This is a genomic window from Actinacidiphila polyblastidii (genome assembly GCF_036353415.1).
Lineage (GTDB): Bacteria > Actinomycetota > Actinomycetes > Streptomycetales > Streptomycetaceae > Actinacidiphila > Actinacidiphila polyblastidii.
In genome coordinates, this window is the sequence record NZ_JAZEWV010000027.1 from 17,162 (window position 1) to 41,570 (window position 24,409).

Genomic DNA, 24,409 nt, shown 5'->3' on the forward strand with positions numbered 1-24,409 from the left:
ACGACTATCGGTCCGGCAGTCGCCGATCACCGAATCCGTGAAGCCATACCCTGCGCCTGCACGGGCATACGCTACCGGGCGTGCCGCGTGCAACTCCGTCCCGGCCGCCCGCCGATATCCGACCGGTACCTTCACCGGCGGCCGGCGGCCCCCGCCCGGGGCGTGACGCTTCTCACTTGCCGAGGACCGCCTCCATGACCTTCTTGGCGATCGGCGCGGCCAGACCGCCACCGGTGATGTCGTCGCGGTTGGCGGAGCCGTCCTCGACCACCACCGCGACCGCGACCGGCGAGCCCTGGTCGGTCATGGCGTAGGAGACGAACCAGGCGTAGGGATTCTTGTCGTTGCTGACGCCGTGCTGCGCGGTGCCGGTCTTGCCGCCGACCCGCACGCCCGGGATCTTGGCGTTGGTGCCGGTGCCCTCGTTGACGACGGTCTCCATCATCGACTGGAGCTTCTGCGCGTTCTCCGGCGACAGCGGCTTGCTCAGCTCGCTGGGGCTGGTCTGGGAGATGGTGCTCAGGTTCGGCGCGACCAGCTTGTCGACCTCGTACGGCTTCATCAGCACGCCGTTGTTGGCGATGGCCGAGGCGACCATCGCCATCTGCAGCGGCGTCGCGGCGGTGTCGTACTGGCCGATCGAGGACTGCGCGAGCAGGTCGGGGCTCATCTTGGTGTCGAAGTTGCTGGCGTCGGCCCGCACCGGGACGTACTGCTGCTTGTTGAAGCCGAACTTCTCGGCCTCGTCGACCATGTTCTGGAGCCCGACCTCGGCGCCGAGCTTGCCGAAGACGGTGTTGCAGCTGTAGCGCAGCGCGGCGCGCGGGGTGGCGTCCTTGCAGGGGATGTGCCCCTCGTTGACCAGCTGCGTCCTGGTGCCCGGCAGGGTGTACGGGTCGGGCGTCGTCGTCTTCTTGTCGATGTCCGTGATCTTGCCGCTCTCCAGCGCCGCCGCGGCGGTGACCAGCTTGAACGTCGAGCCCGGGGGGTAGGTCTGGCGCAGCGCCCGGTTGAGCATCGGGTCGTCGGCGTCCTTCGTCTTGTCCAGGCCGACCCAGTTCTTCTCGTCGGTCGTGGAGTTGCCGGCGAAGGAACCGGGGTTGTACGACGGGGTGCTCGCCAGGGCCAGGATCGCGCCGGTGCGCGGGTCGATCGCGGCGACCGCGCCCTTCTTGTCGCCCAGGCCGTTGAACGCGGCCTCCTGCGCCTTGGCGTTGAGCGTCGTGACGACGTTCCCGCCCTTCTTCTCCTTGCCGGTGAGCAGGTCGATGGTCCGGTTGAAGAACAGCCGGTCGTCGTCCCCGGTGAGGAACTTGTCCTCCACGCCCTCCAGGAAGGTGGTGCTGTACGCCTGCGAGGCGTACCCGGTCACCGGCGCCCACATGGGTCCGTCGGTGTAGGTGCGCTTGTACTTGAAGTCGCTGCCGGTGGTCGTGGTGTGGCCGGTGACCGCCTTGCCGTCGACGATGATGTCGCCGCGCGGCTGGGCGTACTGGTTGATCGCCACCCGCCGGTTGTGGGTGTCGTTGGCGAGCTGGTCGGCCTGCACGAACTGCACGTAGTTCACGCGGACCAGCAGGGCGAGGACGAGGAGACCGCAGAAGACCGCGACCCGTCGAAGGGGCTTGTTCACTGGGTGCGCACCACCTGGGTCGCTTCGGCGTCGGGAGAGGGAGCGGGGCTCGGGGCGGGCCGCCGCGCGGTGTCGCTGATCCGCAGCAGGATCGCCACGAGCGCCCAGTTCGCGATCACCGAGGAGCCGCCCTGGGCCAGGAACGGCATCGTCATACCGGTCAGCGGGATCAGGCCGGTGACTCCGCCGGCCACCACGAACACCTGGAGCGCGAAGCCCCCGGACAGTCCGATGGCCAGCAGCTTGCCGAACGGGTCGCGGGCCGCCAGCGCGGTGCGCACACCGCGCTCGATCAGCAGGGCGTAGAGCAGCAGGATGGCCATCAGACCGGCCAGGCCCAGCTCCTCGCCGACGGTGGCGAGGATGTAGTCGCTCTTGGACCCGATGCCGCCGATCAGCCGGGAGTAGCCCTGGCCGAGGCCGGAACCGAACAGGCCGCCGGAGCCGAAGGCGTACATCGCCTGGGCGGTCTCCGTCACGCCGCCGTTCGAGGCCAGCTGCAGCGGGTGCAGCCAGTCCTGGACGCGGACCTTGACGTGCGGCTCGGTGGAGCCGACCACGAACGCTCCCGCGCCGCTGAGCAGCAGGCCGAAGACGATCCAGCTGGTCCGCTCGGTGGCCACGTACAGCATGACCACGAAGAGGCCGAAGAAGAGCAGCGAGGTGCCGAGGTCGGTCTCGAAGACCAGGATGAGCATGCTCATCGCCCAGATCACCAGGATCGGGCCGAGGTCGCGGCCGCGCGGCAGGTACAGGCCCATGAAGCGGCGGCTGGCCAGCGCCAGCGCGTCGCGCTTGACCATCAGGTAGCCGGCGAAGAAGACGGTGATGATGATCTTGGCGAACTCGCCGGGCTGCAGCGAGCCGATGCCCGGCAGGGTGATCCAGATCCGCGCGCCGTAGACGGCCGGGAAGAACACCGGCAGCACCAGCAGCACCAGCGCGGCGAACATCGAGATGTACGTGTACCGCTGCAGGATGCGGTGGTCCTTGAGGAACACCAGCACGCAGGCGAAGAGCGCCACGCCCAGCGCCGACCACATCAGCTGCTTGGGCGCCATCGCGGCGCCGAGCACCGGCTCCTGGTCGAGCCGCCAGATCAGCACCAGCCCGAGCCCGTTGAGCAGCGTGGCGATCGGCAGCATCAACGGGTCGGCGTACGAAGCGAACTTCCTGACCAGCACGTGCGCGATGCCCGCGATCAGGCCGAGGCCCAGACCGTAGCTGAGCAGCCCGGCCGGGACCGAGCCGTTCTTGGCCATGCCGACGTTGACGTACGCGAACACCGGGATGGCCACGGCGAAGACGAGCAGGGCCAGCTCGGTGTTACGGCGGTTGGGCGCGCCGATCGACGTGATGGTGGTGGTGTTGCTGGCGCTCATGAAGAGCCGACTCCTCCTGCTGCTCCCGCGTCTACTGCTGACCGGTACTGCACTGCTGAGCCAGCTTCTTCTCGGCGTCGGTCAGGGGCGGGTTGGGGGCGGTGGTGGGCGTCGCGCTGGGCTTGGGCGTCGCAGACGTGGTGGTGCTGGCGGTCTTCTTCGACCCGGCGTTGGCGCCCGCCGAGCCGGTCGCGGCGCCCGCGCCGACCGATCCCGCGGCGGCCTTGCCGGCGGCGGCGGCCTTGCCGGTGCCGCCGGTCTGCGGCTTGGCGGTGGACGTGGACCCGGTGGTCCTCGCGTCCGAGACCTTCTTGCAGACGCCCGCCTGCGTCGCCAGCTCGTCGGTCTTGTCGACGGCCTGGCCGAGGCTGCTGACCGCGATGGTGTCCTCGACCTGCTTGCGCTGGTAGGACGGCAGGTACTTCAGCGGGATGTCGGCGCGGTCCTTGTGCACCTTGGACAGCTTGATCCAGCCGAGCTTCTGGTCGATGCCCTGGTAGACGGCCACGTGGTCGCCCTTGGCGCCGACGTAGTACTGCGTCTGGGTCCAGGTGTAGGCGCCGTAGAGGCCGCCGCCGATCACCGCGAGCACGACGACCGCGACCACGCTGCGCTTGAGCCACTTGCGGCTCTTGCCGGGCTTGTCGAAGTCGTCCTCGTCGTACGTCCCGAAGGAGCCGAGGACGCCGCCGCGGGCCGGGTCGCCGCTGCCGGGCGGCCCGAACGCGCCGGACGCTCCGCCCTGGTGCGGGGTGCGGCCCAGCTCGGAGGCGCGGCCCGCCGGCGTCTGGAGGTGCCGGGGGTCCTGCAGCGGCAGCTGGGTGTCGGCGACCGCGCCTACCACCACAGGAGTGTCATTGAGCTGGGCGGCCAGCGTGTCGCCGTCGTCGGTGTCCAGCACATCGGCGACGATGCACGTGATGTTGTCGGGTCCGCCGCCGCGCAGCGCGAGCTGGATCAGCTCCTGCACGGTCTCGTGCGGGGCCTGGTAGCCGGCGAGGGTGTCCTCGAGGGTCTGGTGGCTGACGACGCCGGACAGACCGTCGGAGCAGATCAGATACCGGTCGCCGACCCGCACCTCGCGGATGGAGAGGTCGGGCTCGACGTGCTCGCCGCTGCCCAGCGCGCGCATCAGCAGCGAGCGCTGCGGGTGCGTGGTGGCCTCTTCCTCGGTGATGCGTCCCTCGTCGACCAGCCGCTGCACCCAGGTGTGGTCCTGGGTGATCTGGGTGAGGACGCCGTCACGCAGCAGGTACGCGCGGGAGTCGCCGACGTGCACGAGGCCGAGCCGCTGGCCGGTCCAGAGCAGCGCCGTGAGCGTGGTGCCCATGCCTTCCAGCTGCGGGTCCTCCTGGACCATGTGCAGCAGCTGGTCGTTGGCCCGCTGCACCGCGGTGCCCAGCGAGGTCAGGATGTCGGAGCCGGGGATGTCGTCGTCGAGCGTGACGATGGTGGAGATCACCTCGGAGGAGGCGACCTCGCCGGCGGCCTGGCCGCCCATGCCGTCGGCGATCGCGAGCAGACGGGGGCCGGCGTAACCGGAGTCCTCGTTCCCCTCGCGGATCATGCCCTTGTGCGAACCGGCAGCGAAACGCAGGCTCAGGGACATGCGCACCTCCCCCGTCGGTTCCGGGTACATCCGCACGCTGCCCACCCTCTCGCTCGCGCGTCGTGGCTCCGCTCGCCCATTGTGCGACTACTTCCGCAGCTCGATGACGGTCTTGCCGATGCGGATCGGCGCACCCAGCGGAACCGGTGTGGGCGTGGTCAGCCGGTTCCGGTCCAGATAGGTGCCGTTCGTGGATCCGAGGTCCTCGACGATCCACTGGCCGTCGCGGTCCGGGTAGATCCTGGCATGCCTGCTGGACGCGTAGTCGTCGTCGAGCACAATCGTCGAGTCGTGCGCCCGGCCCAGGGTGATCGTCTGGCCCTGGAGCGCGACGGTGGTACCGGCCAGCGAGCCCTCGGCGACCACGAGCTTGGTGGGAGCGCCGCGGCGCTGCCGGGAGGCCTGCTGCTGCCGGGCAGGCGCGGGCTGCGCCTGCTGCTGGCGCTGCTGCGGCGGGCGCGACCGGTCGTCCCCGCGGCGCGCGGCGCGCTGGGTGACACGGGTCCCGAACAGGTCACTGCGGATGACCTGTACCGCGACGATGACGAACAGCCACAGAACGGCGAGGAAACCCAACCGCATGACCGTGAGGGTCAGCTCTGACATTGCCCCCGCTTCACCCTTCGGCTTGCCTGTACACGATGGTGGTGCTCCCCACGACAATGCGGGAGCCGTCGCGGAGCGTAGCGCGCTGGGTGTGCTGTCCGTCCACCACGATGCCGTTCGTCGACCCGAGGTCCTGGACAACGGAGGGCGTACCCACCCGGATCTCGCAGTGTTTGCGGGACACACCGGGGTCGTCGACCCGCACGTCCGCCTCGGTCGAGCGGCCGAGCACGAGCGTCGCCCGGGAGATCTGGTGGCGGGTGCCGTTGATCTCGATCCAGCGGCGGACGGACCCGCCCGCGGAGCCGGCCGGGGCGCCGGTGCCGGGCAGCCGGGTCACCGACGCACCGCCCTGGGGGCGGTGGCCGGCCGGCGGCGGCGCGGCGGGCATCGGCGGAGGACCCGCGGGCCGCTGCGGCCCCGCGGGCCTGCCGCCGGGCTGCGCGTAGCCGGGGCCCTGTTGCTGTTGCGGCTGCTGGTAGCCCTGCGGGCTCTGCTGGTACGAGGACGGCTGGCCGCCGTGCTGGGCCTGCGGGGCGGCGTGCTGCGACTCGCTGGCCGCCAAGGTGCGGCTGCGCACCCGGTAGAGCCCCGTGTCCAGGTCGTCGGCGCGCTCCAGGTGGACCTTGATGCCGCCCATGAACGTGTAGCGCTGCTGCTTGGCGTAGTCCTTGACCATGCCCGCCAGCTCGTCGCCCAGCTGCACCGCGTAGGGGCTGAGCCGCTCGTAGTCGGGGGCGCTCAGCTCGACGACGAAGTCGTTCGGGACCACGGTGCGGTCGCGGTTCCAGATCGTCGCGTTGTTGTCGCACTCGCGCTGGAGTGCGCCGGCGATCTCGACGGGCTGGACCTCGCTCTTGAACACCTTGGCGAAGGTGCCGTTCACCAGGCCTTCCAGCCGCTGCTCAAAGCGCTTCAGTACACCCACCGGGCACCTCCTTCCTCGGGCTCTTCGCTCGGGTCGTTTCCGATACTGCTTACCGATCGTATCCACGCACGGGAAAAAGAGCTGGTTCCCCGATCTTGCTGGGCAGGGCAGTGTCAGCCCTCACACCGCGCCGTCCGCCGACCCCCTGCCACTGCGATGGTAGATGGGCCGCCACTCGGCGGTCCCTGGTTCCACTGTCCCCAGTGTCCCGCACCTGGGCGGGTCAAACGGATGTGATTCCACTCCGGGCGGCGTGCTAATCTTCTGCATGTCGGGAGGCGCTCCCACACCCCCAGGACCCAACAGTCCACCGGATGTGTGAGTCTCGAACGGCAGCACCCATGCGCGGGTGGCGGAATAGGCAGACGCGCTGGATTCAGGTTCCAGTGCCCGAAAGGGCGTGGGGGTTCAACTCCCCCCTCGCGCACATCGACAGGACCCCTGTCCCGGGATTCCCGGGGCGGGGGTTTCTGCATGTCCGGACCGTCCGAGCCCGCGGATCGCGGGCTCGGACGGGTGGGTGGCGGTACGTCAGGCGGCGGCCGCCGTCAGGCGGGCGCGGACCCGGTCGGGGTAGCGGGCGGTGAAGAGGGCGGGCAGCACGAAGCCGGCCACCTGGACGGGGATGGACGCGCCCTGCCCGAGACGAGTGGCGGATATCGCACCGAGCAGGGCCGCGGTGAGGGTGAAGGCCGCCGCCCAGACCGTGGTGAGAACCACACCGACGCGCACGAAGACCGGGGACTCCCAGACCTCCCGCGGCGCCTGGCGCCGGGCTATGCCGAGGGTGAAGGGGCGCCGCACCGCCAGCGTGGCCCAGGCGGTCAGCGCGAGCCAGCCCATCGACAGCGCGCCGGTCCAGTGGTGCAGCCCACTGTGGGGGGCGGCGAAGGCCACGGCGGTGAGCAGTGCGAAGCAGCCGGCCGTGCTGCTCTCCAGTATCAGCGCGTCGGCCGCGACCCCGGCCCTGCGGTCCCGCACGAGCAGCCAGAGCGCGAGCACCAGACCGGTCAGCGCGCCCCACTGCCAGCCGGCCGCGGAGACGACGGCGAAGGCGATCCACGGGACGAAACCGCGCAGGTGGTTCATGGGTCCTCCGTCTGAGGGCGGCCGGGGTCCGGCCGTCCGGTAGCTGCCTTGCTCCTGTGGCGACCTGTCAAAAGTAGAACGTGCGGACTTGACCTGTCAAGAGTGGAAGGTAAGATGCTGTGCATGAGCCTTCGACATGCGGTCCTGGGGCTGCTGGCCGAACGCCCGGCCAGCGGCTACGACCTGATGAAGCTGTTCGAGACATCGCTCGCGAACGTCTGGCCCGCGACCCAGAGCCAGGTCTACGGCGAGCTGGGCAAGCTCGCCGCCGGCGGGCTGCTGAGCGTGTCCGCCGAGGGGCCGCGCGGCCGCAAGGAGTACGCGATCACCGAGGGCGGACTGGGGGAGCTGCGGCACTGGCTGGTCGAGACCGAGCCCGACCGGATCAAGCGCAGCGAGACGCTGCTGCGGGTCTTCTTCCTCGGAGTGCTGACCCCGGTCGAGGCCGCGGCCTTCCTCGCGCTGGAGGCGGACCGCGCGGGCAAGGAGCACGCCGTCCTGGAGGAGCTGGAGTCCACGGTGGAGTGGGGTGGGAACGACATCTCCGTCCACGGCCGGCTGGCGCTGGAGTACGGCCTGCGGTTCACCGCGATGCAGCAGGAGTGGGCGCGGTGGGCGGCGGCGCGGATAGGGGAGCGCGCAGTCGCGCCGCAGTGAGGTCCGCGGCCCGGCGCGGCCGCCTCGCGCCGCGTGCGGGGAGCGGGATCGGGAGCCGGGACCGGGCCGGCGGCGGGGCGCAGACCGGGCGCACCTCGGCGGACACGGGGCGAGGACCGGGCGGGGAAGCCCCGCGAAAGCGGCGGGCGGGTCGGTGGCACGCTGCCGGGAACCGGGGCAGGGTGGTGTCCGTTGGAGCCATTGGGCAAAGGAATCGTCAAGCGGCGCTGCCCGCGCCGAACCTAGCAGGGAGATCCACCATGGGTGTCAGCCTCTCCAAGGGCGGCAATGTCTCGCTGACGAAGGAGGCCCCCGGTCTCACGGCGGTCACCGTCGGTCTGGGCTGGGACGTCCGCACCACCACCGGCACCGACTTCGACCTCGACGCGAGCGCGCTGCTGCTCGACACCGCCGGCAAGGTCGTCTCGGACAAGCACTTCGTCTTCTTCAACAACCTCAAGAGTCCGGACGGCTCGGTCGAGCACACCGGCGACAACCTCACCGGCGAGGGCGAGGGCGACGACGAGGCGATCAAGGTCAACCTCGCCGGCGTGCCCGCCGAGGTCGACAAGATCGTCTTCCCGGTCTCGATCTACGACGGGGAGACCCGTCAGCAGAGCTTCGGCCAGGTGCGCAACGCGTTCATCCGCGTGGTGAACCAGGCCGGCGGCACCGAGATCGCCCGGTACGACCTCACCGAGGACGCCTCCACCGAGACCGCCATGGTCTTCGGGGAGCTGTACCGCAACGGCGCGGAGTGGAAGTTCCGGGCCGTCGGCCAGGGCTACGCCTCCGGCCTGCGCGGCATCGCACAGGACTTCGGCGTCAACCTGTGACCGTAGGGCTGTGATCCCCGCGGCGACGTGAGGACGTGGGCGGGGCGGGTCCGGTGGGCGTGTGGGGTCAGCGTCCGCCGGTCCCCGTCTGCGGCCACGGGTGCGACGCCGCGTCCTCGTTGTACCGCTTGAGGTACTCCGCGAACCGCTCCAGGTCCGCCGGCCCCCAGGCCGCCAGTCGCTCGTCGAAGGCGGCCCGCCGGCTGACCTGGGCCGCGGCGAGGACGTCGATGCCTCGCGGCGCCAGGTGGAGCACCTGCACCCGCTGGTCGGAGGGGTCCGTGCGCCGCTCGATGAAGCCCAGCTTATCCAGCGCCGCCACCTGCCGGCTCACCGTCGACTTGTCCAGCAGGTAGTACGCCGCGAGGTCCGTCGCCCGGCAGCCCTGCTGCTCCTCCAGGTGGGACAGGATCGTGTACGAGACCAGGGAGAGTTCAGGGTGCATGCGCGCCGCGGTGGCGCGCGCCCGCCGCGCGAAGGCGGTCAGTTCACGCTGAATGCTCTCCAGGGTCGCCTGCCGTGCCGACGTCGCTGACGTCGGCGCCTCCGGTGCGGACATCGCGGCCACTCCTCGTTCGCGGCCCGGATCACGTGCGGGAACCGGGTCAGTCAGAGTTGTATAATACAACGAGATCTGTCGTGGGCGAGCACCGGAACAAGGACCGTCAGGACCGCCGGAACCGTCCGGTCCGTCAGAAACGCCTCAGGGGTCAGGACTCCCGGCCCGTTCCTCATCCGGGCAGCCGCAGCTCGAACCAGACGACCTTGCCCACCGCCTTGCGGCTGGTCCCCCAGCGCCGCGACAGGTGCGAGACGAGCGCGAGTCCGCGGCCCTCCTCGTCCTCGCCCTCGGCGCGCTGCAACTGCGGCAGGTTGTGGTTGTCGTCGCTCACCTCGACCAGCAGCTTGCCGACCCGCATCAGCCGCAGCTCCACCTCGTAGGACGCCGCCCGGATCGCATTGGTCACCAGCTCGCTGACCAGCAACTCCGTCGTCTCCGTGAGCCGCTCCAGGCCCCACGTGGCCAGCTGGCGGCGCGTCAGGTCCCGCGCTCTGCCCACCTCCTCGTGGTCCAGGCGCAGCGTCCAGTGGACGACGTCCTCCGGTGCGATGCCCTCGAAGCGGGCGACGAGCAGCGCCACGTCGTCCCTGCGGTCCTCGGAGTGCACCCGCGCGAGGATCTGGGCGCACACGTCCTCGGGCGTCTGCTCGGGTTCGATGACATGGGAGCAGAGGGCCGCGAGCCCTGCGTCTATCCCCTGGCCGCGCACCTCCACCAGGCCGTCCGTGCATAGCACCAGCCAACTGCCGTCCGGCACCTTGACCTCCACCGTCTCGAACGGCACCCCGCCCACGCCGATCGGCGCCCCGCCGGGGATCTCCAGCAGCTCGCTGCGCCCGTCGTAGCCGGCCAGCACCGGCGGGATGTGGCCCGCGTTGGCGAGCGTGAGATGGCGGTGGATCGGGTCGTAGACCGCGTACACGCAGGTGGCGAGGTGTTCCGGGCCCAGCCGGTGGGCGAGGTTGTCCAGGTGGCGCAGCAGCTGCGCCGGCGGCAGGTCCAGCCCGGCCATGGTGATCACGGCGGTGCGGAACTGGCCCATCACCGCCGCCGCCTGCAAGCCGTGGCCCATGACGTCGCCGACGATCAGCGCGACCCGGCCGCCGGGCAGCTGGATGGCGTCGAACCAGTCGCCGCCGACCTGCGCCTGCCGGTCGCCCGGCATGTAGTGGTGGGCGATCCGGACGCCCGGCAGCCGCGGCGGCTTGGTCGGCATCATCGACCGCTGCAGGGTGGCGGCGGCCCTGGACTCCAGTCGGTGCAGGCGGGCGTTGTCGATGTGGACCGCGCCGCGGGCCACCACCTCGGCGGCCGTCGCGGCGTCGCGCTGGTCGAAAGGGGGACGGCCCGGCCCGCGCAGGAACGCCGCCCGGCCCAGCACGGTGCCGCGCGCGGTGAGCGGCGTCACGATCAGCGAGTGACCGGACAGCAGCGGGCCGAGCGCCGGCACGCCGAGGTCCAGGGCGATGTCGGGCGCGAGCGCCGGGTCGACGACGGGGACCAGCACCGGGTCGCCCAGCCGCGGCACGACCTCCCCGGTCGGCAGCGTCAGCAGTTCGCCCTCGGGCAGCACCGTCTCCCACGACCCGGGCAGGTCCTGGAAGGCGGTGGCCACCCGGCGGACCAGCACGGTGTCGCCGGGCTTGTCGTCCAGGGGCGGCTCGGTGTCGGAGAAGAGCTGGTCGGCGACGAGGACGGCGGCGAAGTCGGCGAACCGCGGCACCGTCACCGCGCACAGCTCGCGGGCGGTGGTCTCCAGGTCGAGGGTCGACCCGACGACCGCGCCGGCCGCGCGCAGCAGCGCCAACTGCTCGTCGAGGGCCGTGCCGGTGGCCGGTATCACCGGTTCCTGCCTTGTCCTGGCCTCGGCCGCCGATTGGTCGGCGCCGACCGGACCGTGGGCCGTCAGCGGGCCCGGACGGGCCAGCGCCTCGCGCCGGACGAGCGGATCGCGGCCCAGTGGGTCGGGGCCGAGGAGGTCGCGGTCGGAGAGGCCAGGGCCGGTGCCGGCGGCGTCGGGGCCTAACGGGTCGTGGTCGACGCCGTCGCGGTACGCGAGCGCGTCGGCGTCGGAGATCAGCCCGCCGCCGGGGGACTGCGCGCTGCGCGGCTGCATGAACGGGGTGACCTGGGGCGCGGGGACGGCGGTGAGCGCGGCGGCACTCGACAGGTCCACGCCGTTGCCGCCGCCCGCGGCCGGCCCACCGGCGGTGGGCCGGCCGAGGCGCGGTCCTGGCAGCAGCTCCCTGCGGGCGCCGCGCTCGGCGCGGGCCGCGGCGGCGGCCCGTACGTAGTCGTGCGGCACGACCGGCAACCGGGTGCTCGCGTCGACCTCCAGCACGGGATGGCCCAGCGGGACGATCTGCTGGACCACGCGGTCCAGCCTGCCGGGGCTGACCCCGGGCAGCACGCTGCCGAGCCGGGCGACGAGCGCGTGACCGCGGGCCGGGTCGGCCGCCGGGTCGAGGACGGCGGCCACCGAGACGTCCTGCCGCTGCGGGCCCTCCGCGGTGTACGGGAGCATCCGTCCGCCGAGCGCGATGCGCAGGCTGCCGGTGCGCAGCGGCTTCGCGTGGGCGGCGATGGCCAGCAGGCTGCGGCCGGCCGGCTCGACCAGGCGGTACGTCCACCAGAGCACGTCCCTGAGGGTGCCGTCGCGGTCGGTGGCGGCCAGCGCGCCGGCCCAGGCCGGGTCGGTGAGGTCGTCCAGCAGGTCCAGGGTGTCCTGGTGCGCCGCCGCCGAGCGGCTGCCGCCGGGGCCGGCGGACGGCCGGAGTGCGGTCAGCAGACCGGACGCGCGGTGGCCGAAGACCTGCTCCCAGCGGTGGCCGAACAGCTCCTCAGCGCCGCGGTTCCAGTAGGAGATGCGGCCGTCGGGGTCGACGCACAGCACGGCCAGCCGGAGGACGGCGGCCACGCCGAAGTCGGCGGTAGGGGCGTGTGAGGTGTGCGCCGGGGCGGCTGCGGGCGCGGCGCCGGGGCCGACGCATGGCACGGGGTCCTTCGTGGCGGCTCCCTTGGCGACGTCCTCGGAGAGGTCCGGGTCGTGGCTCGGTTCGGCGCCACCGGCTCCGGTCCGGGGCGCTGACTGGTCTGTGCCGTCGTCGCCCGCCGGGGAGCGCGGCGCGCTCTCGCGGGAGCGTCCTCGCAGCGCGGGGGCGCTGTGTGCCTCGCGGGCGTCGCGCTGGTCGTGGCCCGCGGGACGGTCGGTGTGCTGATCGCTGTCGGTGGCCGAGGGAGGCCGGGTGGTCTCGTCCAACGTCGTGCACCTGCGGTTCGGCGCTAGGTAGGGTCCTGCTACAAGGCAAGCACGAAACCACCGGCAGGGTCGACCGAATGGCAGGATTGCCCCTCGTCAGTGGGACGGTGACGCCACGTCCGCTGACGCCGGATCAGGTGTCGGGGGACGGGGACGCGATGGGCCCACGGGTTCCGCAGCCGGCGGGTTTCGCCGCTTGGCCGCACGAGGCGTCGGCGAAGCGGCGGGGGAAGGCCCTGCGGGAGCGGCTGCCGCGCCGCGTGTACGGAAGCGCCGCGCACTGGACCTGGCGCCGGCGGGACGGCGGGCCGGGCGCGGCGGTCGCAGCGGTGCGGGTCTCCAACGCCGGACGCATACCGGAGCTGATACCGCTGCGGGTCGGCCGGATGGCGGCCGGGCCCTTCGCCTTCCTGCGCGGTTCCGCCGGACTGATGGCGGCCGACCTGTCCGCAGCGCCGGTCACCGGGATCGGCGCCCAGATCTGCGGCGACGCGCACGCCGGGAACTTCGGCCTGTACGCGGACGCCCGCGGCGGCCTCATCATGGACATCAACGACTTCGACGAGACCGTGCACGGCCCCTGGGAGTGGGACGTGCAGCGGCTCGCCACCTCCCTCGTCCTCGCCGGGCGGGAGGCCGGCGCGGCCGAGGACGTGTGCCGGGCGGCGGCGTACGACGCGGTGGGCGCGTACCGGCGGACCATGCGGCTGCTGGCCCGGCTCCCGGTGCTGGAGGCGTGGAACGCGGTCGCCGACGAGGAACTCGTCACCCATGCCGACGCCCGCGACCTGCTCGGCACGCTCGACGAGGTGTCGGCGAAGGCCCGGCGCAACACCAGCGCGCGGTTCGCCGCGCGGTCCACCGTGGCGGTCGAAGGCGGCGGGCGGCGGTTCGCCGAGGCGCTGCCTGTGCTGCGGCGGGTCGGGGACGCCGAGGCCGCGGCCGTCGCGGGGGCGCTCGACGGCTATCTGGGCACCGTGGGCGAGGACCGGCTGCCGCTCCTGGCCCGGTACTCCGTGCACGACGTCGCCTTCCGGGTCGTCGGCACCGGCAGCGTGGGCACCAGGTCGTACGTCGTGCTGCTGCTCGACCACCGGGGAGAGCCGCTGATCCTGCAGATCAAGGAGGCCCGTCCGTCGGCCCTGCTGCCGCACCTGGGCCGGGCAGGGTTTCACGTGGAACATTGCGATCACGAGGGCCGCCGCATCGTCCAGGGACAGCTGCGCATGCAGGTGGTCAGCGACTTCCTGCTGGGGTGGACCGAGGTGGAGGGCGTACCGCACCAGGTGCGGCAGTTCCGCAACCGCAAGGGCAGCGTCGACCCGGCCGTCCTGCCGCCGGGTCTGCTGGACGACTACGCCCGGATGACCGGGGCGCTGCTCGCCCGCGCGCACGCCCACAGCGCCGACCCGCGGCTGCTGGCCGGCTACTGCGGCAAGAACGACGAGCTGGACACGGCGCTCGCGGCCTTCGCGGTGGCCTACGCCGACCGTACGGAGGCGGACCACGCGGAACTGGTGGCCGAGATACGGGCCGGGCGGATCGCGGCGGATCCTGCGGCCGGGTGAGGGGCGACCGCGGGGTGACCGGAGCCGTGCCGGGGCCGGCGGGGCCGCCCCCGCAGTCGGCGGGCGCGACCCGACCTGCGCGGGACCTGCGGCCTGACCTGCGGCCCGAGCAAGATCGCTCGCGCAGGGCCTAGGCTGTCCGGGTGACGAACATCTCCGGAGCAGAATCGTCCGCCGCCTCGTCCGCCACGACCGCGTCCGCCACCTCCGACGGGGAGGATCGGCTGGCGAAGGCCGTACGGGCAGCCGAACAGGCGCTCATCGAGTTCGAGATCGCGGTGGAGACCTTCCGGGTCGAGGTGGAGAACTTCTCCCGGCTCCACCATCAGCGCCTCGGCCCGATGTACGCACGGCTGGACGAGCTGGACGCGCTGATCGCCGAGGCGGTCGCCGCTCACAGCGGTGACCGGCAGGACATCGAGCGGGCCTGGGAGGCCAGAGCGCTGGTGATGCCCATGCCGGGCGTCGAGGAGCTGTTCGGCGGTCTGCTCGGGGCGGACGGCGTGCGCCCGGTGGAGGACCCGAATCCGCCGCGCCGGGTGCGGCCCGGCAAGGAGGCCCAGCGCCTCTTCCGTGAGCTGGCGCGCAAGGCGCACCCGGACCTCGCCCAGGACGACGCCGAGAAGGAGCGCCGGAGCACCTTCATCGCCCGGGTCAACGAGGCGTACGCCTACGCTGACGAGGACGCCCTGCGCGCCCTGTCGGAGGAGTGGGACGCCGGACCGGTGCCGGAGGAGGCCCTGCCCGACGAGGCCGAGGTGCTCTACGCCCGGCTGGAGTGGCTCGCCGAGCGCAAGGAGAAGCTCGCGGCGCTCGCCAAGAGCCTGGACGAGAGCGCCATCGGCCAGATGATGAAGCTCGCCCCGGAGGACCCGGACGCCCTGCTCAACGAGATCGCGGAGCAGCTGCTCACCCAGGTCGCGCAGCGTGAGGCCCGGCTGGCGGAGCTGGTCCGCAAGCCGTCGGGCCGCGCCGAGCGCCGCCGTGCGGCTGCTGCCGCCGCCGAGGCCGAGGCGGCGTCCGCCGGGGCCGAGCCGGAGCGCTCCGACTCCGATCACGCCGCCGCGGGCGCCGCCGCCACGGAGACCGCCGCGGACAGCGCGGACAGCGCGGCCACGGATCAGGCCGCGCCGGCGGCGGAGGCCGACCGGCCCGGGGCGCGGAAGGAACCCGGCGACGCGGAAGGCTGAGGTAGCTTTTCCACGTTGTCCCGGTGAGCGGTGCGCGTCCGCGCGCCCGCCGCACCCACCACCCTGCCCTGCCCGTGTCCCAGGAGGCCGCGTCCGATGTTCCAGTCCCAGCTGCCCGCCGTTGACGCCGCTGCCGTACCCGCCGACGCGATCCTGCTGGACGTGCGGGAGCACGACGAGTGGACCGCGGGCCACGCCGACGGCGCCCTGCACATCCCCATGGGCGAGATCGTGGGACGCATCGCCGAGGTCCCGGACGGCGGCCGCGTGCACGTCGTCTGCCGGGTCGGCGGCCGGTCCGCGCAGGTCACCCAGTACCTGATCGCCCAGGGCGTGGACGCCGTCAACGTCAGCGGCGGCATGCTCGACTGGGAGGCCGCCGGCCGCCCGGTCGTCGACGGCAGCGGTGGCGAGGGCTTCGTCCTGTGACCTGACGCCCTCGGGCGCCTCGGGGCGGCTCCGCGTCGAGCCGGGCGTGCCCCAGCGCCGCCAGCACCCCAGCGCCCCCGCGCCTCAGGCGTCGAAGTCGACCTCCACCACCGGTGTGAGCGGGTGCGACTGGCAGGCCAGCACGTAGCCCGCCTCGGTCTCCTCGGGCTCCAGCGCGAAGTTGCGGTCCATCCGCACCTCGCCGGAGACCAGCTTCGCCCGGCAGGTGCCGCACACGCCGCCCTTGCAGGCGTACGGGGCGTCCGCGCGGTTGCGCAGCACCGTCTCCAGCACCGAGTCGCCGCCCTGCGCGGGCCAGCTCCCGCCGCGGCCGTCGAGGGTGGCCTTCACGGTGCCGCCGCCGGGTATCGCCGCTGCCGAGGGCAGCGCGGGGACCTCGTCCACGTGGAAGATCTCCTGGTGGACCCGGGCGCGCGGCACCCCGAGGGCGCGCAGCGCCTGCTCGGCGGCGCTGACGAGGCCGAGCGGCCCGCAGAGATACCAGCCGTCCACCGCCGCAACCGGCATCAGCGCGGGCAGCAGCGCGGTGAGGCGCTCCGCGTCGAGGCGGCCCGTGGGCAGTCCGGCCTGCTGCTCCTCGCGGGAGAGCGCCGAGACCAGCTGGAACCGGTCGGGCCACCGGTCCTTCAGGTCCGCGACCTCTTCCAGGAACATCGTGGACGCCGCGGTCCTGTCGCTGCGCACCAGGCAGAAACTCGCTCCCGGCTCACGCGCGAGCACCGTGGCGATCTGGGAGAGCACCGGCGTGATGCCGCTGCCGCCGACCACCGCGGCGAAGCTGCCGGGACGCGGCCGCAGCACGAACCGCCCGGCCGGCGTCATCACGTCCAGCACGTCCCCCGCGGTCAGCTCCTTGAGCGCGAAGGTGGAGAACTCGCCGTCCTCCACCAGCCGCACCCCGACCCGCAGCCGCAGCGGTCCCGGCTCGCCCGCCGGCGGCGCCGGATCGCACAGCGAGTACGTCCGCCGTGTCTCGTCTCCGGCCGAGCGGCGCCGGATGGCGATGTGCTGACCGGGCGCATAGCGGTACTCGGCGCGCAGCTCGACGGGCACCTCGAAGGAGATGGTCACCGAGTCGTCCGTGAGCGGACTGACCTCGGCCACCCGCAGCGGATGGAACATCACACCTCCTTGAAGTGGTCGAACGGCTCGCGGCACGACTCGCAGCGGCGCAGCGACTTGCACGCCGTGGACGAGAACCGGCTCAGCAGCCGGGTGTCGGTCGAGCCGCAGTGCGGGCAGCGGATCGCCAGGTCGACGGGCACCGGAGCCGAGCCGGCGGGGCCGCCGAACGTCTGCGGCCTGGGCGGCGCCACCCCCGCCTCGGCGAGCTTGCGGCGTCCCTCGGCGCTGATGGCGTCCGTGGACCAGGCGGGCGACAGCACCGTGCGTACCGCCACCTCGGCCATGCCGGCCCCGTGCAGGACCCCGGTGATGTCGGAGGCCATCGCGTCCATAGCCGGGCAGCCGGTCCAGGTGGGGGTCAGCTCGACCTGGACCCGGCCGGGACCGGTGACCCGTATGCCGCGCAGCACGCCCAGCTCGGCCAGCGAGATCATCGGCAGCTCGGGGTCGGGCACCTGCCCGGCCAGCCGCAGCAGCTCCTGCTCCAGCGCTGTCGGGGCGGCGACCGGAGGGGGCACCGGAAGCGCGGTGCCGGGGGTCACCATGACGCCCCCGGGTGGGCGCGGTGCAGGTACTGCATCTCGGCGAGGAGCTTGCCGAAGGGCTCGGTGTGCACACCCTGGCGGCCGGCTCCCGCCGACCAGGGGGTGCGGTCGGGGCCCTGCGGCATGGTCAGCGTCGCCCGCTCCACGACGGCGGTGATCCGCTCCAGCCAGGGCGCGCGCAGGGCGGGCAGCTCGACGCCGAGACCCTCCAGGGGTGCGAACAGTTCGCCGGTGTACCGCCACAAGCCGTCCAGGGCCCGCTGCATCCGGCGGTGGCTCTCCTCGGTGCCGTCGCCCAGACGCAGCGTCCACTGCTCGGCGTGGTCCCGGTGGTAAGCCACCTCCTTGACGGCCTTGGCCGCCAGCGGGGCCGTCTGCCCGTCCGCCGCTGCCAGCGCGGTGTAGAGCAGCTCCTGGTAGACGGAGAAGTAGAGCTGGCGGGCGATGGTGTCGGCGAAGTCGCCGTTCGGCCGCTCCACGAGCTGCACGTTGCGGAACTGGTGCTCCTCGCGGCCGTAGGCCAGCTCGTCCTCGTCGCCTGTCAGCGACAGCAGGGTGCGGGCCTGGCCGAGCAGGTCGAGGGCGATGTTGGTGAGGGCCACGTCCTCCTCCAGCACCGGGGCGTCCGCGGCCCACTCCCCCAGCCGCTGGGCGAGCACGAGGGCGTCGTCCGCCAGCGCGAGGGTGGCGGTCCCGACCGCGGTGGGCGTGGGAGTGCTCACAGGTGCTTCACCCCTTCGGGGATCTCGTAGAACGTGGGGTGGCGGTAGGGCTTGTCCGCGGCCGGCTCGAAGAACGGGTCCTTCTCGTCGGGCGAGGAGGCGGTGATCGCCGTGGACGGCACCACCCAGATCGAGACGCCTTCGGCCCGCCGGGTGTACAGGTCGCGTGCGTTCCGCAGGGCCATGGCGGCGTCCGGGGCGTGCAGGCTGCCGGCGTGGCTGTGGCTGAGCCCCCGCCTGCTGCGCACGAAGACCTCCCACAGCGGCCACGCGTCGCTGGTCTGCCCTGTCATGCCTCTTCCTCCCTGTGCTTGGCCGCGTAGGCGGTGGCCGCCTCCCGTACCCATGCGCCGCGCTCGTGTGCGGCCTTGCGGCGCTCCAGCCGCTGCTCGTTGCAGGGGCCGTTGCCGCGCAGGACCTCCTGGAACTCCGTCCAGTCGATCGGCCCGTAGTCGTGGGCGCCGCGGCTCTCGTTCCACCTCAGGTCGGGGTCGGGGAGGGTGAGCCCGAGCACCTCGGCCTGGGGGACGCATATGTCCACGAAGCGCTGGCGCAGCTCGTCGTTGGAGTGGCGCTTGATCTTCCAGGCCATGGACTGCGCGGAGTGCGCCGACTCGTCGTCCGGCGGTCCGAACATCATCAGCGACGGCCACCACCAGCGGTTCACCGCGTCCTGGGCCATGTCGTGCTGGGCCGGGGTGCCGCGGCTGAGCGCGAGCAGCAGTTCGTAGCCCTGACGCTGGTGGAAGGACTCCTCCTTGCAGATCCGCACCATCGCGCGGGCGTAGGGCCCGTAGGAGCAGCGGCAGAGCGGCACCTGGTTGGTGATCGCGGCGCCGTCCACCAGCCAGCCGATCGCACCGACGTCCGCCCAGGTCAGGGTCGGGTAGTTGAAGATGGAGGAGTAGCGCTGGCGGCCTGCGTGCAGCTTGTCGAGCAGCTCGTCCCGGTCGACTCCGAGGGTCTCCGCGGCGCTGTAGAGGTAGAGGCCGTGGCCTGCCTCGTCCTGGACCTTGGCCATCAGGATCGCCTTGCGGCGCAGTGAGGGCGCGCGGGTGATCCAGTTCGCCTCCGGCTGCATGCCGATGATCTCGGAGTGGGCGTGCTGGGCCATCTGGCGGACGAGGGTGGCCCGGTAGGCGTCCGGCATCCAGTCCCGGGGTTCGATCCTCGAGTCGGCGGCGAGGGCGGCGTCGAAGGCCGCCGCCAGTCCGGCGAGGGCGTCCTCGTCCAGCGGCGAGGTCTGCGCCGCGCTTGCCGCGGGCTGGGCCGTGGTCGTCATCGGACCCTCCCTCTCTGCGTCTTTTCCTGCGCCGGCAGCCCGCTTCGGGCGAGCCGACCGACCGATCGTTCGGTCCATTCCATGGTCGAGTGCGGGAGATGGGGTGTCAAGCCATTCCTGAGCCTGTGGATAACTCGGTATGGTCACCGCCGGAGCGCATGGCGGATAGCGTGCTGGGCGGCATCGGAGCCGGGCCCGGGGCGCGGGCGCAGGGGAGGGCGGAGAGACGATGGACCCCTTGGAGGAGCCGCCGTCGCGCGCGGCTGCACTGTCATTTCCGGGACGCCTGGCCGTGGCGGTGACGGTCGGCGCGGTCGCCGTCGCCGCGCTGTACCACCTGGCCATGATGTTCCTGCACGTCGCGCCGTCGAACACGCTCAGCAAGGAGCACGCGGCGGCGGTCAACGACTACGTGTATCCGGAGTTCGAGCAGAACTGGAAGCTGTTCGCGCCCGACCCGCTGCAGCAGAACATCCACGTCGAGGCGCGCGCCGAGCTGGACAAGCCGGGCGGGACCGTCGCGACCAGCGCGTGGGTGGACCTGACCGGCAGGGACATCGCCGCCATGCGGCATGACCCGGTGCCCAGCCACAGCCAGCAGAACGAGCTGCGGCGCGCCTGGGGCTTCTACTCCGACACGCACGACACCCAGGAGCAGGCGACCGGCGGGGACCGCAGCGACCTCAGCCGCAGCTACCTGCTCAGGATTGTGGAGAAGCGTTTCGGCACGCGGTACGAGGGTGGCCGGGTGGCGCGGATCCAGATCCGGGTGGCCACCACCGACGTGCCCCAGCCGAGCTGGATCGCCGGCGCCAACAGCCCCAGCACCCAATTCCGTCAGCTGCCGTGGTGGCCCGTCGACACCACGGCCTCCGGGCAGGAGAACGCCTCGTGAGCGCCCCCCACAGCCACCTGGCCGACGACAGGGCCGATTCGGCCGCCGCGACCGCCGGAACAGCGCCGTTCGCGCTGTGGAGCGCGGGGCTCGACCGGGCCTTCGCGCGCGGCCTGCGGCGGGTGACCGGCAGCGCGCTCGCCCCCTACCAGAGCGCGGTGGTGCGGATCGGCTTCGCACTGGTGCAGCTGCTCTTCCTGCTGAGGGAGTTCCCGCACCGCGACGAGCTGTACGGCCCCGGCAGCCCCTGGGGCCTGGACCTGGCCAGGCGTCTGATCGCGGGCAACCACGCCTTCACCGTGCTGCTGTGGAGCGACAGCCGCGCCTGGTTCGAGATCGTCTACGCGCTCTCGACAGTCTCCGCCGTCACGCTTCTGCTCGGCTGGCGGACCCGCACCTCCTCGCTGATCTTCATGGTCGGCGTGCTCTCGCTGCAGAACCGCAACGTCTTCATGGGCGACGGCGGCGACAACGTCATCCACATCATGGCGATCTACCTGCTGTTCACCCGCTGCGCGCAGGTCTGGTCGCTCGACCACCGGCGGACGGTCCGAGCGGCCGCCGCAGCCGCCGCGAAGGCCGGCACGGAAGCGGGCACGGAAGCGGAAGCCGGTGCGGGCAGGAAAGCGGCCGCGGAGGCCGGCACCGAGGCCCGCGCGGAAGCCGCCCCCCAGGCCGGCACGGCGACGGAAGACCGGAACCGGGCCGGGGCGCGGGTGCCGCGCGCGGCCGACCTGGATCCGGTCGGGATCGCGCTGTGGGCGGTGCTGGGGGCCGGCCTCGTCGCCGCGACGCTCGCCGGGAAGCTGAGCACCGGCTGGGCGACGGCCTTCTGGGCCTGCTGGATCGGCCAGGCCGTGTGGTGGGCGGTGCGCCGCTACGCCCCGGGCGAGCCGCGCACCGTGCTGGAGACCATGGGCGACATCGTCCACAACGGCGCGATGCTGGTGATCGTCGCCGAGGTCTGCCTGATCTACTCCACCGCCGGCTGGTACAAGATCCAGGGCAGCCGCTGGCAGGACGGCACCGCTCTCTACTACCCGCTCCACCTCGACGACTTCACCCCCTGGCCGGCCCTGTCCCACGCGCTCGCCGGCAACGACGTGATGGTCATGCTGATCACCTACGGCACGGTGATCGTGCAGGTGGCCTTCCCCTTCACCCTCTTCAACCGGCGGGTGAAGAACGTCCTGCTGGCCTGCATGATGCTGGAGCACGCCTCGATCGCGCTCATCCTCGGCCTGCCCTTCTTCTCGCTCGCGATGATCGCCGCGGACGCGGTGTTCCTTCCGACCGGGTTCCTGCGCTGGCTGGCACAGCGGATCGCGGGAGCCGTGCGGGGTCCACGCGCGCCGGAGCCCGCGAGGGTCCGCGACTCCGGCGCGGCCGGGCTGCCGGAACCCGCCGCGGGTCCGCCGCCGGCCGGCGCGGTGGCCGGGCCGTCCTGACCCGCCGGCCGGGCGGGACCCGCCGTCCGGGACCGTAGGCTGACGCCATGACCGACGAGCCGCCCGCCCGCCACGCCCTCACCGCCGAGGACGCGGTACGGGAGTGGCGGGCGGCTGCTCCGGACGCCGTACTGCTCGACGGCTTCCACGCCCTCAAGCACGCGCTGCGGTTCGGCGCCGACGTCCGGCTGGCGGTCACCTCCGACCGCGCGGACGCCCTGCGGCTGGCCGCTGAGCTGGCGCCCGACCTGACCGCGGTGATGGCCGCCCGGCTCACCGAAATCCCGGCCGCCGCTCTGCGGGGGCTGGTGGCCCGGGTGCATCCCACCGCGGTGGCCGCTCTGGCCGTCCGGCGTGACCGCGAGGCCAACCTGGCCGCGCTGAGCCGGCGCCCCCGGCAGGCGCCCGTCATCGTCCTGGACAGCCCGCGCAACCTCGGCAACGTCGGCGCGGTCGTCCGGCTCGCGGCCGGCTTCGGGGTCACCGGCGTCGTGACCACCGGCGACCTCGACCCCTGGCATCCCAACGCCGTACGGTCCGGCGCCGGACTGCACTACGCGACGGCGGTGGAGCGCGCCGAGGCCGCACACCTGCCGCCGGGGCCGCTGTACGTGCTGGACCCCGAGGGCGCCGACATCCGGACGGCCGACCTGCCGGACGACGCGCTCGTGGTCTTCGGGTCGGAGCGGCACGGGGTCGGCGACGAGCTGCGGGAGCGGGCCACCGCGCTGGTGGCGCTGCCGATGAGGCCGCAGGTCTCCAGCTACAACCTCGCCACCAGCGTCGGCATGGCCCTCTACCACTGGGCGGCCACCTCGGGCTCGCCGCTGGTGCCCGGCCGGACTCCGGCCGACCCCCGCTGAGGCGGTCCGGCCGGCCCGGCCGGACCGCCCACCTCACGCCTGGCGGCGTACCTCCACCATCCGGAAGCGGGTCGCCACGAACGCGCCGTCGCACAGCGCCGCATTGGCCGCCGGGTTGCCGCCCGAGCCGTGGAAGTCGGAGAACGCGGCGGTCTGGTTGACGTAGACCCCGCCGGTCAGGTTCAGCGAGAGCTGGGCGCACTCCTCCCAGCACACCTCCTCAAGACCGCGCTCCACCTCAGCCGACGTGGTGTAGCCGCCGACCGTCATGGCGCCTTTCTCCCGCACGGTGCGGCGCAGCAGCTCCAGCGCGTCCGCGGTCGAGTCCACGGCGACGGCGAACGAGACCGGGCCGAAGCACTCCGACATGTACGCCGCCTCCGCGTCCGGCTTGGCGCCGTCCAGCTTCACCAGCGCGGGGGTGCGCACCACCGCGTCGGGGAAGTCGGGGTGCGCCACGGCGCGCGAGGCCAGGGCGACCTCGCCGATGCCGGGAGCCGCGTCGAGCCGCTCCTTGACCTCCGGATTCACCAGCGCGCCGAGCAGCGCGTTCGCCCGAGCGTCGTCGCCGAGCAGGCCGTCCACCGCCGCGGCCAGGTCGGCGACCACCTCGTCGTACGTGCGGGGGCCGGACTCGGTGGTGATGCCGTCGCGGGGGATCAGCAGGTTCTGCGGGGTGGTGCACATCTGCCCGCTGTACAGCGACAGGGAGAAGGCGAGGTTGGAGAGCATGCCCCGGTAGTCGTCGGTGGAGTCGACGACCACCGTGTTGACCCCGGCCTTCTCGGTGAAGACCTGGGCCTGGCGGGCGTTGGCCTCCAGCCAGTCGCCGAAGGCGGTGGAGCCGGTGTAGTCGATGATGCCGATCTCCGGGCGCAGCGCGAGGGTCTTGGCCAGGCCCTCCCCCGGCCGGTCCACCGCCAGGCACACCAGGTCCGGGGAGTACCCGGCCTCGGCCAGTACCTCGCGGGCCACCGACACGGTGAGCGCGAGCGGCAGCACGGCCCGCGGATGCGGTTTGACGAGCACCGCGTTCCCGGTGGCCAGTGAGGCGAACAGGCCTGGGTAGCCGTTCCAGGTCGGGAAGGTGTTGCAGCCGATGACCAGGCCGATGCCGCGCGGCACGGCCGTGAAGGTCTTGCGCAGGGACAGCGGGTCGCGCTTGCCCTGCGGCTTGATCCACTCCGCGTTCTCGGGCACGCGGATCTGCTCCACGTAGGCGTACGCGACGGCTTCCAGGCCGCGGTCCTGGGCGTGCGGGCCGCCCGCCTGGAAGGCCATGGTGAACGCCTGACCGGAGGTGTGCATCACGGCGTGCGCGAACTGGTGGGTGCGCGCGTTGATCCGGGCGAGGATCTCCAGGCACACCATGGCCCGCGCCTCGGGTCCCGCGTCCCGCCAGGCCGCGACGCCGGCGCGCATCGCGGGCAGCAGCACGTCCGGATCGGGGTGCGGATACTCGACGCCCAGCTCGATGCCGTACGGCGAACGCTCGCCGCCCGTCCACTCGTCGGTGCCGGGCTGGTCCAGGTCGAAGCGGTTGCCGAGCAGCGCCTCGAAGGCGGCGCGACCCTCCTCGGCGTCGGCGTACGCCTTCGGGTGCTCCGGGTAGGGCGACCAGAACTCGCGGGTCCTGACAGCTTCCAGAGCCTTGTCGAGGGTGCCGCGATGGCGTTCGATCAAGAGCACGGTGGAGAGATCGGCGGGCATGGGACCAACTCCTCGTCGAGCTGGGCTGGGTGGCGGGAACACCGCTAGAT

21 protein-coding genes, 1 tRNA gene and 1 pseudogene are annotated in these 24,409 nt (G+C 72.6%); 9 read left to right on the forward strand and 14 right to left on the reverse strand.

Annotated elements, in window-relative coordinates:
- Window positions 1-172: 172 nt before the first annotated feature.
- The 5 genes from V2S66_RS25350 to V2S66_RS25370 are packed head-to-tail and all read right to left on the reverse strand — an operon-like array spanning window position 173 to window position 6,158.
- Window positions 173-1,633, reverse strand: a complete 1,461-nt coding sequence (locus tag V2S66_RS25350) for a peptidoglycan D,D-transpeptidase FtsI family protein (RefSeq protein ID WP_330798752.1) — start codon at window positions 1,631-1,633, stop codon at window positions 173-175.
- Entirely contained in the window at window positions 1,630-3,015 is a 1,386-nt protein-coding gene (locus V2S66_RS25355; RefSeq protein WP_330798754.1) for an FtsW/RodA/SpoVE family cell cycle protein, read from the reverse strand. The genes V2S66_RS25350 and V2S66_RS25355 overlap by 4 nt, the downstream gene beginning before the upstream one ends.
- 31 nt (window positions 3,016-3,046) lie before the next feature.
- Complete coding sequence (locus V2S66_RS25360) at window positions 3,047-4,654, reverse strand: Stp1/IreP family PP2C-type Ser/Thr phosphatase (RefSeq protein WP_330798878.1); 1,608 nt, start codon at window positions 4,652-4,654, stop codon at window positions 3,047-3,049.
- A 57-nt stretch (window positions 4,655-4,711) separates the two neighbouring features.
- Complete coding sequence (locus tag V2S66_RS25365; RefSeq protein ID WP_330798756.1) at window positions 4,712-5,230, reverse strand: FHA domain-containing protein FhaB/FipA; 519 nt, start codon at window positions 5,228-5,230, stop codon at window positions 4,712-4,714.
- Window positions 5,231-5,240: 10 nt separating this feature from the next.
- Window positions 5,241-6,158, reverse strand: a complete 918-nt coding sequence (locus V2S66_RS25370; protein WP_330798759.1) for an FhaA domain-containing protein — start codon at window positions 6,156-6,158, stop codon at window positions 5,241-5,243.
- 343 nt (window positions 6,159-6,501) lie between these two features.
- On the opposite strand from V2S66_RS25370, the gene V2S66_RS25375 reads away from it, so the two are divergent.
- A tRNA-Leu gene (locus V2S66_RS25375) sits at window positions 6,502-6,585 on the forward strand.
- A gap of 104 nt (window positions 6,586-6,689) precedes the next feature.
- On the opposite strand, the gene V2S66_RS25380 is transcribed toward V2S66_RS25375, so the two are convergent.
- Window positions 6,690-7,247, reverse strand: coding sequence for a hypothetical protein (locus V2S66_RS25380; RefSeq protein WP_330798760.1), 558 nt, complete (start codon window positions 7,245-7,247; stop codon window positions 6,690-6,692).
- 123 nt (window positions 7,248-7,370) lie between these two features.
- Between V2S66_RS25380 and V2S66_RS25385 the strand changes: the two genes are divergently transcribed.
- Both V2S66_RS25385 and V2S66_RS25390 read left to right on the forward strand, forming a co-directional pair.
- Complete coding sequence (locus V2S66_RS25385) at window positions 7,371-7,904, forward strand: PadR family transcriptional regulator (RefSeq protein WP_330798762.1); 534 nt, start codon at window positions 7,371-7,373, stop codon at window positions 7,902-7,904.
- Window positions 7,905-8,164: 260 nt separating this feature from the next.
- Window positions 8,165-8,740, forward strand: a complete 576-nt coding sequence (locus tag V2S66_RS25390; protein ID WP_330798764.1) for a TerD family protein — start codon at window positions 8,165-8,167, stop codon at window positions 8,738-8,740.
- Between the two features lie 67 nt (window positions 8,741-8,807).
- Here V2S66_RS25390 and V2S66_RS25395 read toward each other — a convergent pair whose 3' ends face one another.
- Together V2S66_RS25395 and V2S66_RS25400 are read right to left on the reverse strand one after the other, a co-directional pair.
- The gene (locus tag V2S66_RS25395; protein WP_330798766.1) at window positions 8,808-9,299 is read right to left on the reverse strand and encodes a MarR family winged helix-turn-helix transcriptional regulator; all 492 of its coding nucleotides are present in this window, start codon (window positions 9,297-9,299) and stop codon (window positions 8,808-8,810) included.
- A 172-nt stretch (window positions 9,300-9,471) separates the two neighbouring features.
- The gene (locus tag V2S66_RS25400; RefSeq protein WP_330798767.1) at window positions 9,472-12,561 is read right to left on the reverse strand and encodes an ATP-binding SpoIIE family protein phosphatase; all 3,090 of its coding nucleotides are present in this window, start codon (window positions 12,559-12,561) and stop codon (window positions 9,472-9,474) included.
- A 158-nt stretch (window positions 12,562-12,719) separates the two neighbouring features.
- On the opposite strand from V2S66_RS25400, the gene V2S66_RS25405 reads away from it, so the two are divergent.
- The 3 genes and pseudogenes from V2S66_RS25405 (at window position 12,720) to V2S66_RS25415 (ending at window position 15,748) form a co-directional block, all read left to right on the forward strand.
- Window positions 12,720-14,129, forward strand: coding sequence for a DUF2252 domain-containing protein (locus V2S66_RS25405; RefSeq protein WP_330798879.1), 1,410 nt, complete (start codon window positions 12,720-12,722; stop codon window positions 14,127-14,129).
- 143 nt (window positions 14,130-14,272) lie between these two features.
- Window positions 14,273-15,085 (forward strand): annotated as a pseudogene (locus V2S66_RS25410) (hypothetical protein); the annotation flags it as partial.
- Between the two features lie 330 nt (window positions 15,086-15,415).
- Window positions 15,416-15,748, forward strand: a complete 333-nt coding sequence (locus V2S66_RS25415) for a rhodanese-like domain-containing protein (RefSeq protein ID WP_330798768.1) — start codon at window positions 15,416-15,418, stop codon at window positions 15,746-15,748.
- 84 nt (window positions 15,749-15,832) lie between these two features.
- Here the strand turns inward: V2S66_RS25415 and V2S66_RS25420 are convergent, their stop codons facing one another.
- Genes V2S66_RS25420 through paaA form a run of 5 tightly spaced genes read right to left on the reverse strand, consistent with a single transcriptional unit; the run spans window position 15,833 to window position 19,443 of the window.
- Entirely contained in the window at window positions 15,833-16,891 is a 1,059-nt protein-coding gene (locus V2S66_RS25420) for a 2Fe-2S iron-sulfur cluster-binding protein (RefSeq protein ID WP_330798770.1), read from the reverse strand.
- Complete coding sequence (paaD, locus tag V2S66_RS25425; RefSeq protein WP_413966478.1) at window positions 16,891-17,439, reverse strand: 1,2-phenylacetyl-CoA epoxidase subunit PaaD; 549 nt, start codon at window positions 17,437-17,439, stop codon at window positions 16,891-16,893. The genes V2S66_RS25420 and paaD overlap by 1 nt, the downstream gene beginning before the upstream one ends.
- On the reverse strand, window positions 17,433-18,161 hold the full coding sequence (paaC, locus tag V2S66_RS25430; protein WP_330798774.1) for a 1,2-phenylacetyl-CoA epoxidase subunit PaaC: 729 nt from the start codon (window positions 18,159-18,161) through the stop codon (window positions 17,433-17,435). Before paaC ends, paaD begins: the two co-directional genes overlap by 7 nt.
- Window positions 18,158-18,454: a 1,2-phenylacetyl-CoA epoxidase subunit PaaB gene (paaB, locus tag V2S66_RS25435; RefSeq protein ID WP_330798776.1), complete on the reverse strand. Its 297-nt coding sequence runs from the start codon at window positions 18,452-18,454 to the stop codon at window positions 18,158-18,160. Before paaB ends, paaC begins: the two co-directional genes overlap by 4 nt.
- The gene (gene paaA, locus V2S66_RS25440) at window positions 18,451-19,443 is read right to left on the reverse strand and encodes a 1,2-phenylacetyl-CoA epoxidase subunit PaaA (RefSeq protein ID WP_330798778.1); all 993 of its coding nucleotides are present in this window, start codon (window positions 19,441-19,443) and stop codon (window positions 18,451-18,453) included. Before paaA ends, paaB begins: the two co-directional genes overlap by 4 nt.
- Window positions 19,444-19,672: 229 nt before the next feature.
- Here paaA and V2S66_RS25445 point away from each other — a divergent pair, with 229 nt between their 5' ends.
- From V2S66_RS25445 to V2S66_RS25455, 3 genes are read left to right on the forward strand one after another with little or no spacing between them, the layout of a single operon-like run.
- On the forward strand, window positions 19,673-20,338 hold the full coding sequence (locus V2S66_RS25445) for a DUF5819 family protein (RefSeq protein WP_330798780.1): 666 nt from the start codon (window positions 19,673-19,675) through the stop codon (window positions 20,336-20,338).
- Complete coding sequence (locus V2S66_RS25450; protein ID WP_413966479.1) at window positions 20,335-21,786, forward strand: HTTM domain-containing protein; 1,452 nt, start codon at window positions 20,335-20,337, stop codon at window positions 21,784-21,786. Before V2S66_RS25445 ends, V2S66_RS25450 begins: the two co-directional genes overlap by 4 nt.
- 47 nt (window positions 21,787-21,833) lie before the next feature.
- Complete coding sequence (locus tag V2S66_RS25455; protein WP_330798782.1) at window positions 21,834-22,649, forward strand: TrmH family RNA methyltransferase; 816 nt, start codon at window positions 21,834-21,836, stop codon at window positions 22,647-22,649.
- 33 nt (window positions 22,650-22,682) lie between these two features.
- Here the strand turns inward: V2S66_RS25455 and paaN are convergent, their stop codons facing one another.
- Window positions 22,683-24,359 (reverse strand): phenylacetic acid degradation protein PaaN, encoded by a 1,677-nt coding sequence (gene paaN / locus V2S66_RS25460; RefSeq protein WP_330798783.1) that lies wholly within the window; start codon window positions 24,357-24,359, stop codon window positions 22,683-22,685.
- Between the last annotated feature and the right edge of the window lie 50 nt (window positions 24,360-24,409).

Coding starts and splice junctions, on each gene's coding strand:
- V2S66_RS25405 (WP_330798879.1), top strand. CDS start 12,720: ATGGGCCCACGGGTTCCGCAGCCGGCGGGTTTCGCCGCTTGGCCGCAC.
- V2S66_RS25365 (WP_330798756.1), bottom strand. CDS start 5,230: ATGTCAGAGCTGACCCTCACGGTCATGCGGTTGGGTTTCCTCGCCGTT.
- V2S66_RS25385 (WP_330798762.1), top strand. CDS start 7,371: ATGAGCCTTCGACATGCGGTCCTGGGGCTGCTGGCCGAACGCCCGGCC.
- V2S66_RS25455 (WP_330798782.1), top strand. CDS start 21,834: ATGACCGACGAGCCGCCCGCCCGCCACGCCCTCACCGCCGAGGACGCG.
- V2S66_RS25360 (WP_330798878.1), bottom strand. CDS start 4,654: ATGTACCCGGAACCGACGGGGGAGGTGCGCATGTCCCTGAGCCTGCGT.
- V2S66_RS25445 (WP_330798780.1), top strand. CDS start 19,673: ATGGACCCCTTGGAGGAGCCGCCGTCGCGCGCGGCTGCACTGTCATTT.
- V2S66_RS25390 (WP_330798764.1), top strand. CDS start 8,165: ATGGGTGTCAGCCTCTCCAAGGGCGGCAATGTCTCGCTGACGAAGGAG.
- V2S66_RS25395 (WP_330798766.1), bottom strand. CDS start 9,299: ATGTCCGCACCGGAGGCGCCGACGTCAGCGACGTCGGCACGGCAGGCG.
- paaB (WP_330798776.1), bottom strand. CDS start 18,454: ATGACAGGGCAGACCAGCGACGCGTGGCCGCTGTGGGAGGTCTTCGTG.
- paaD (WP_413966478.1), bottom strand. CDS start 17,439: ATGGTGACCCCCGGCACCGCGCTTCCGGTGCCCCCTCCGGTCGCCGCC.
- V2S66_RS25415 (WP_330798768.1), top strand. CDS start 15,416: ATGTTCCAGTCCCAGCTGCCCGCCGTTGACGCCGCTGCCGTACCCGCC.
- paaN (WP_330798783.1), bottom strand. CDS start 24,359: ATGCCCGCCGATCTCTCCACCGTGCTCTTGATCGAACGCCATCGCGGC.
- V2S66_RS25420 (WP_330798770.1), bottom strand. CDS start 16,891: ATGTTCCATCCGCTGCGGGTGGCCGAGGTCAGTCCGCTCACGGACGAC.
- V2S66_RS25380 (WP_330798760.1), bottom strand. CDS start 7,247: ATGAACCACCTGCGCGGTTTCGTCCCGTGGATCGCCTTCGCCGTCGTC.
- V2S66_RS25355 (WP_330798754.1), bottom strand. CDS start 3,015: ATGAGCGCCAGCAACACCACCACCATCACGTCGATCGGCGCGCCCAAC.
- paaA (WP_330798778.1), bottom strand. CDS start 19,443: ATGACGACCACGGCCCAGCCCGCGGCAAGCGCGGCGCAGACCTCGCCG.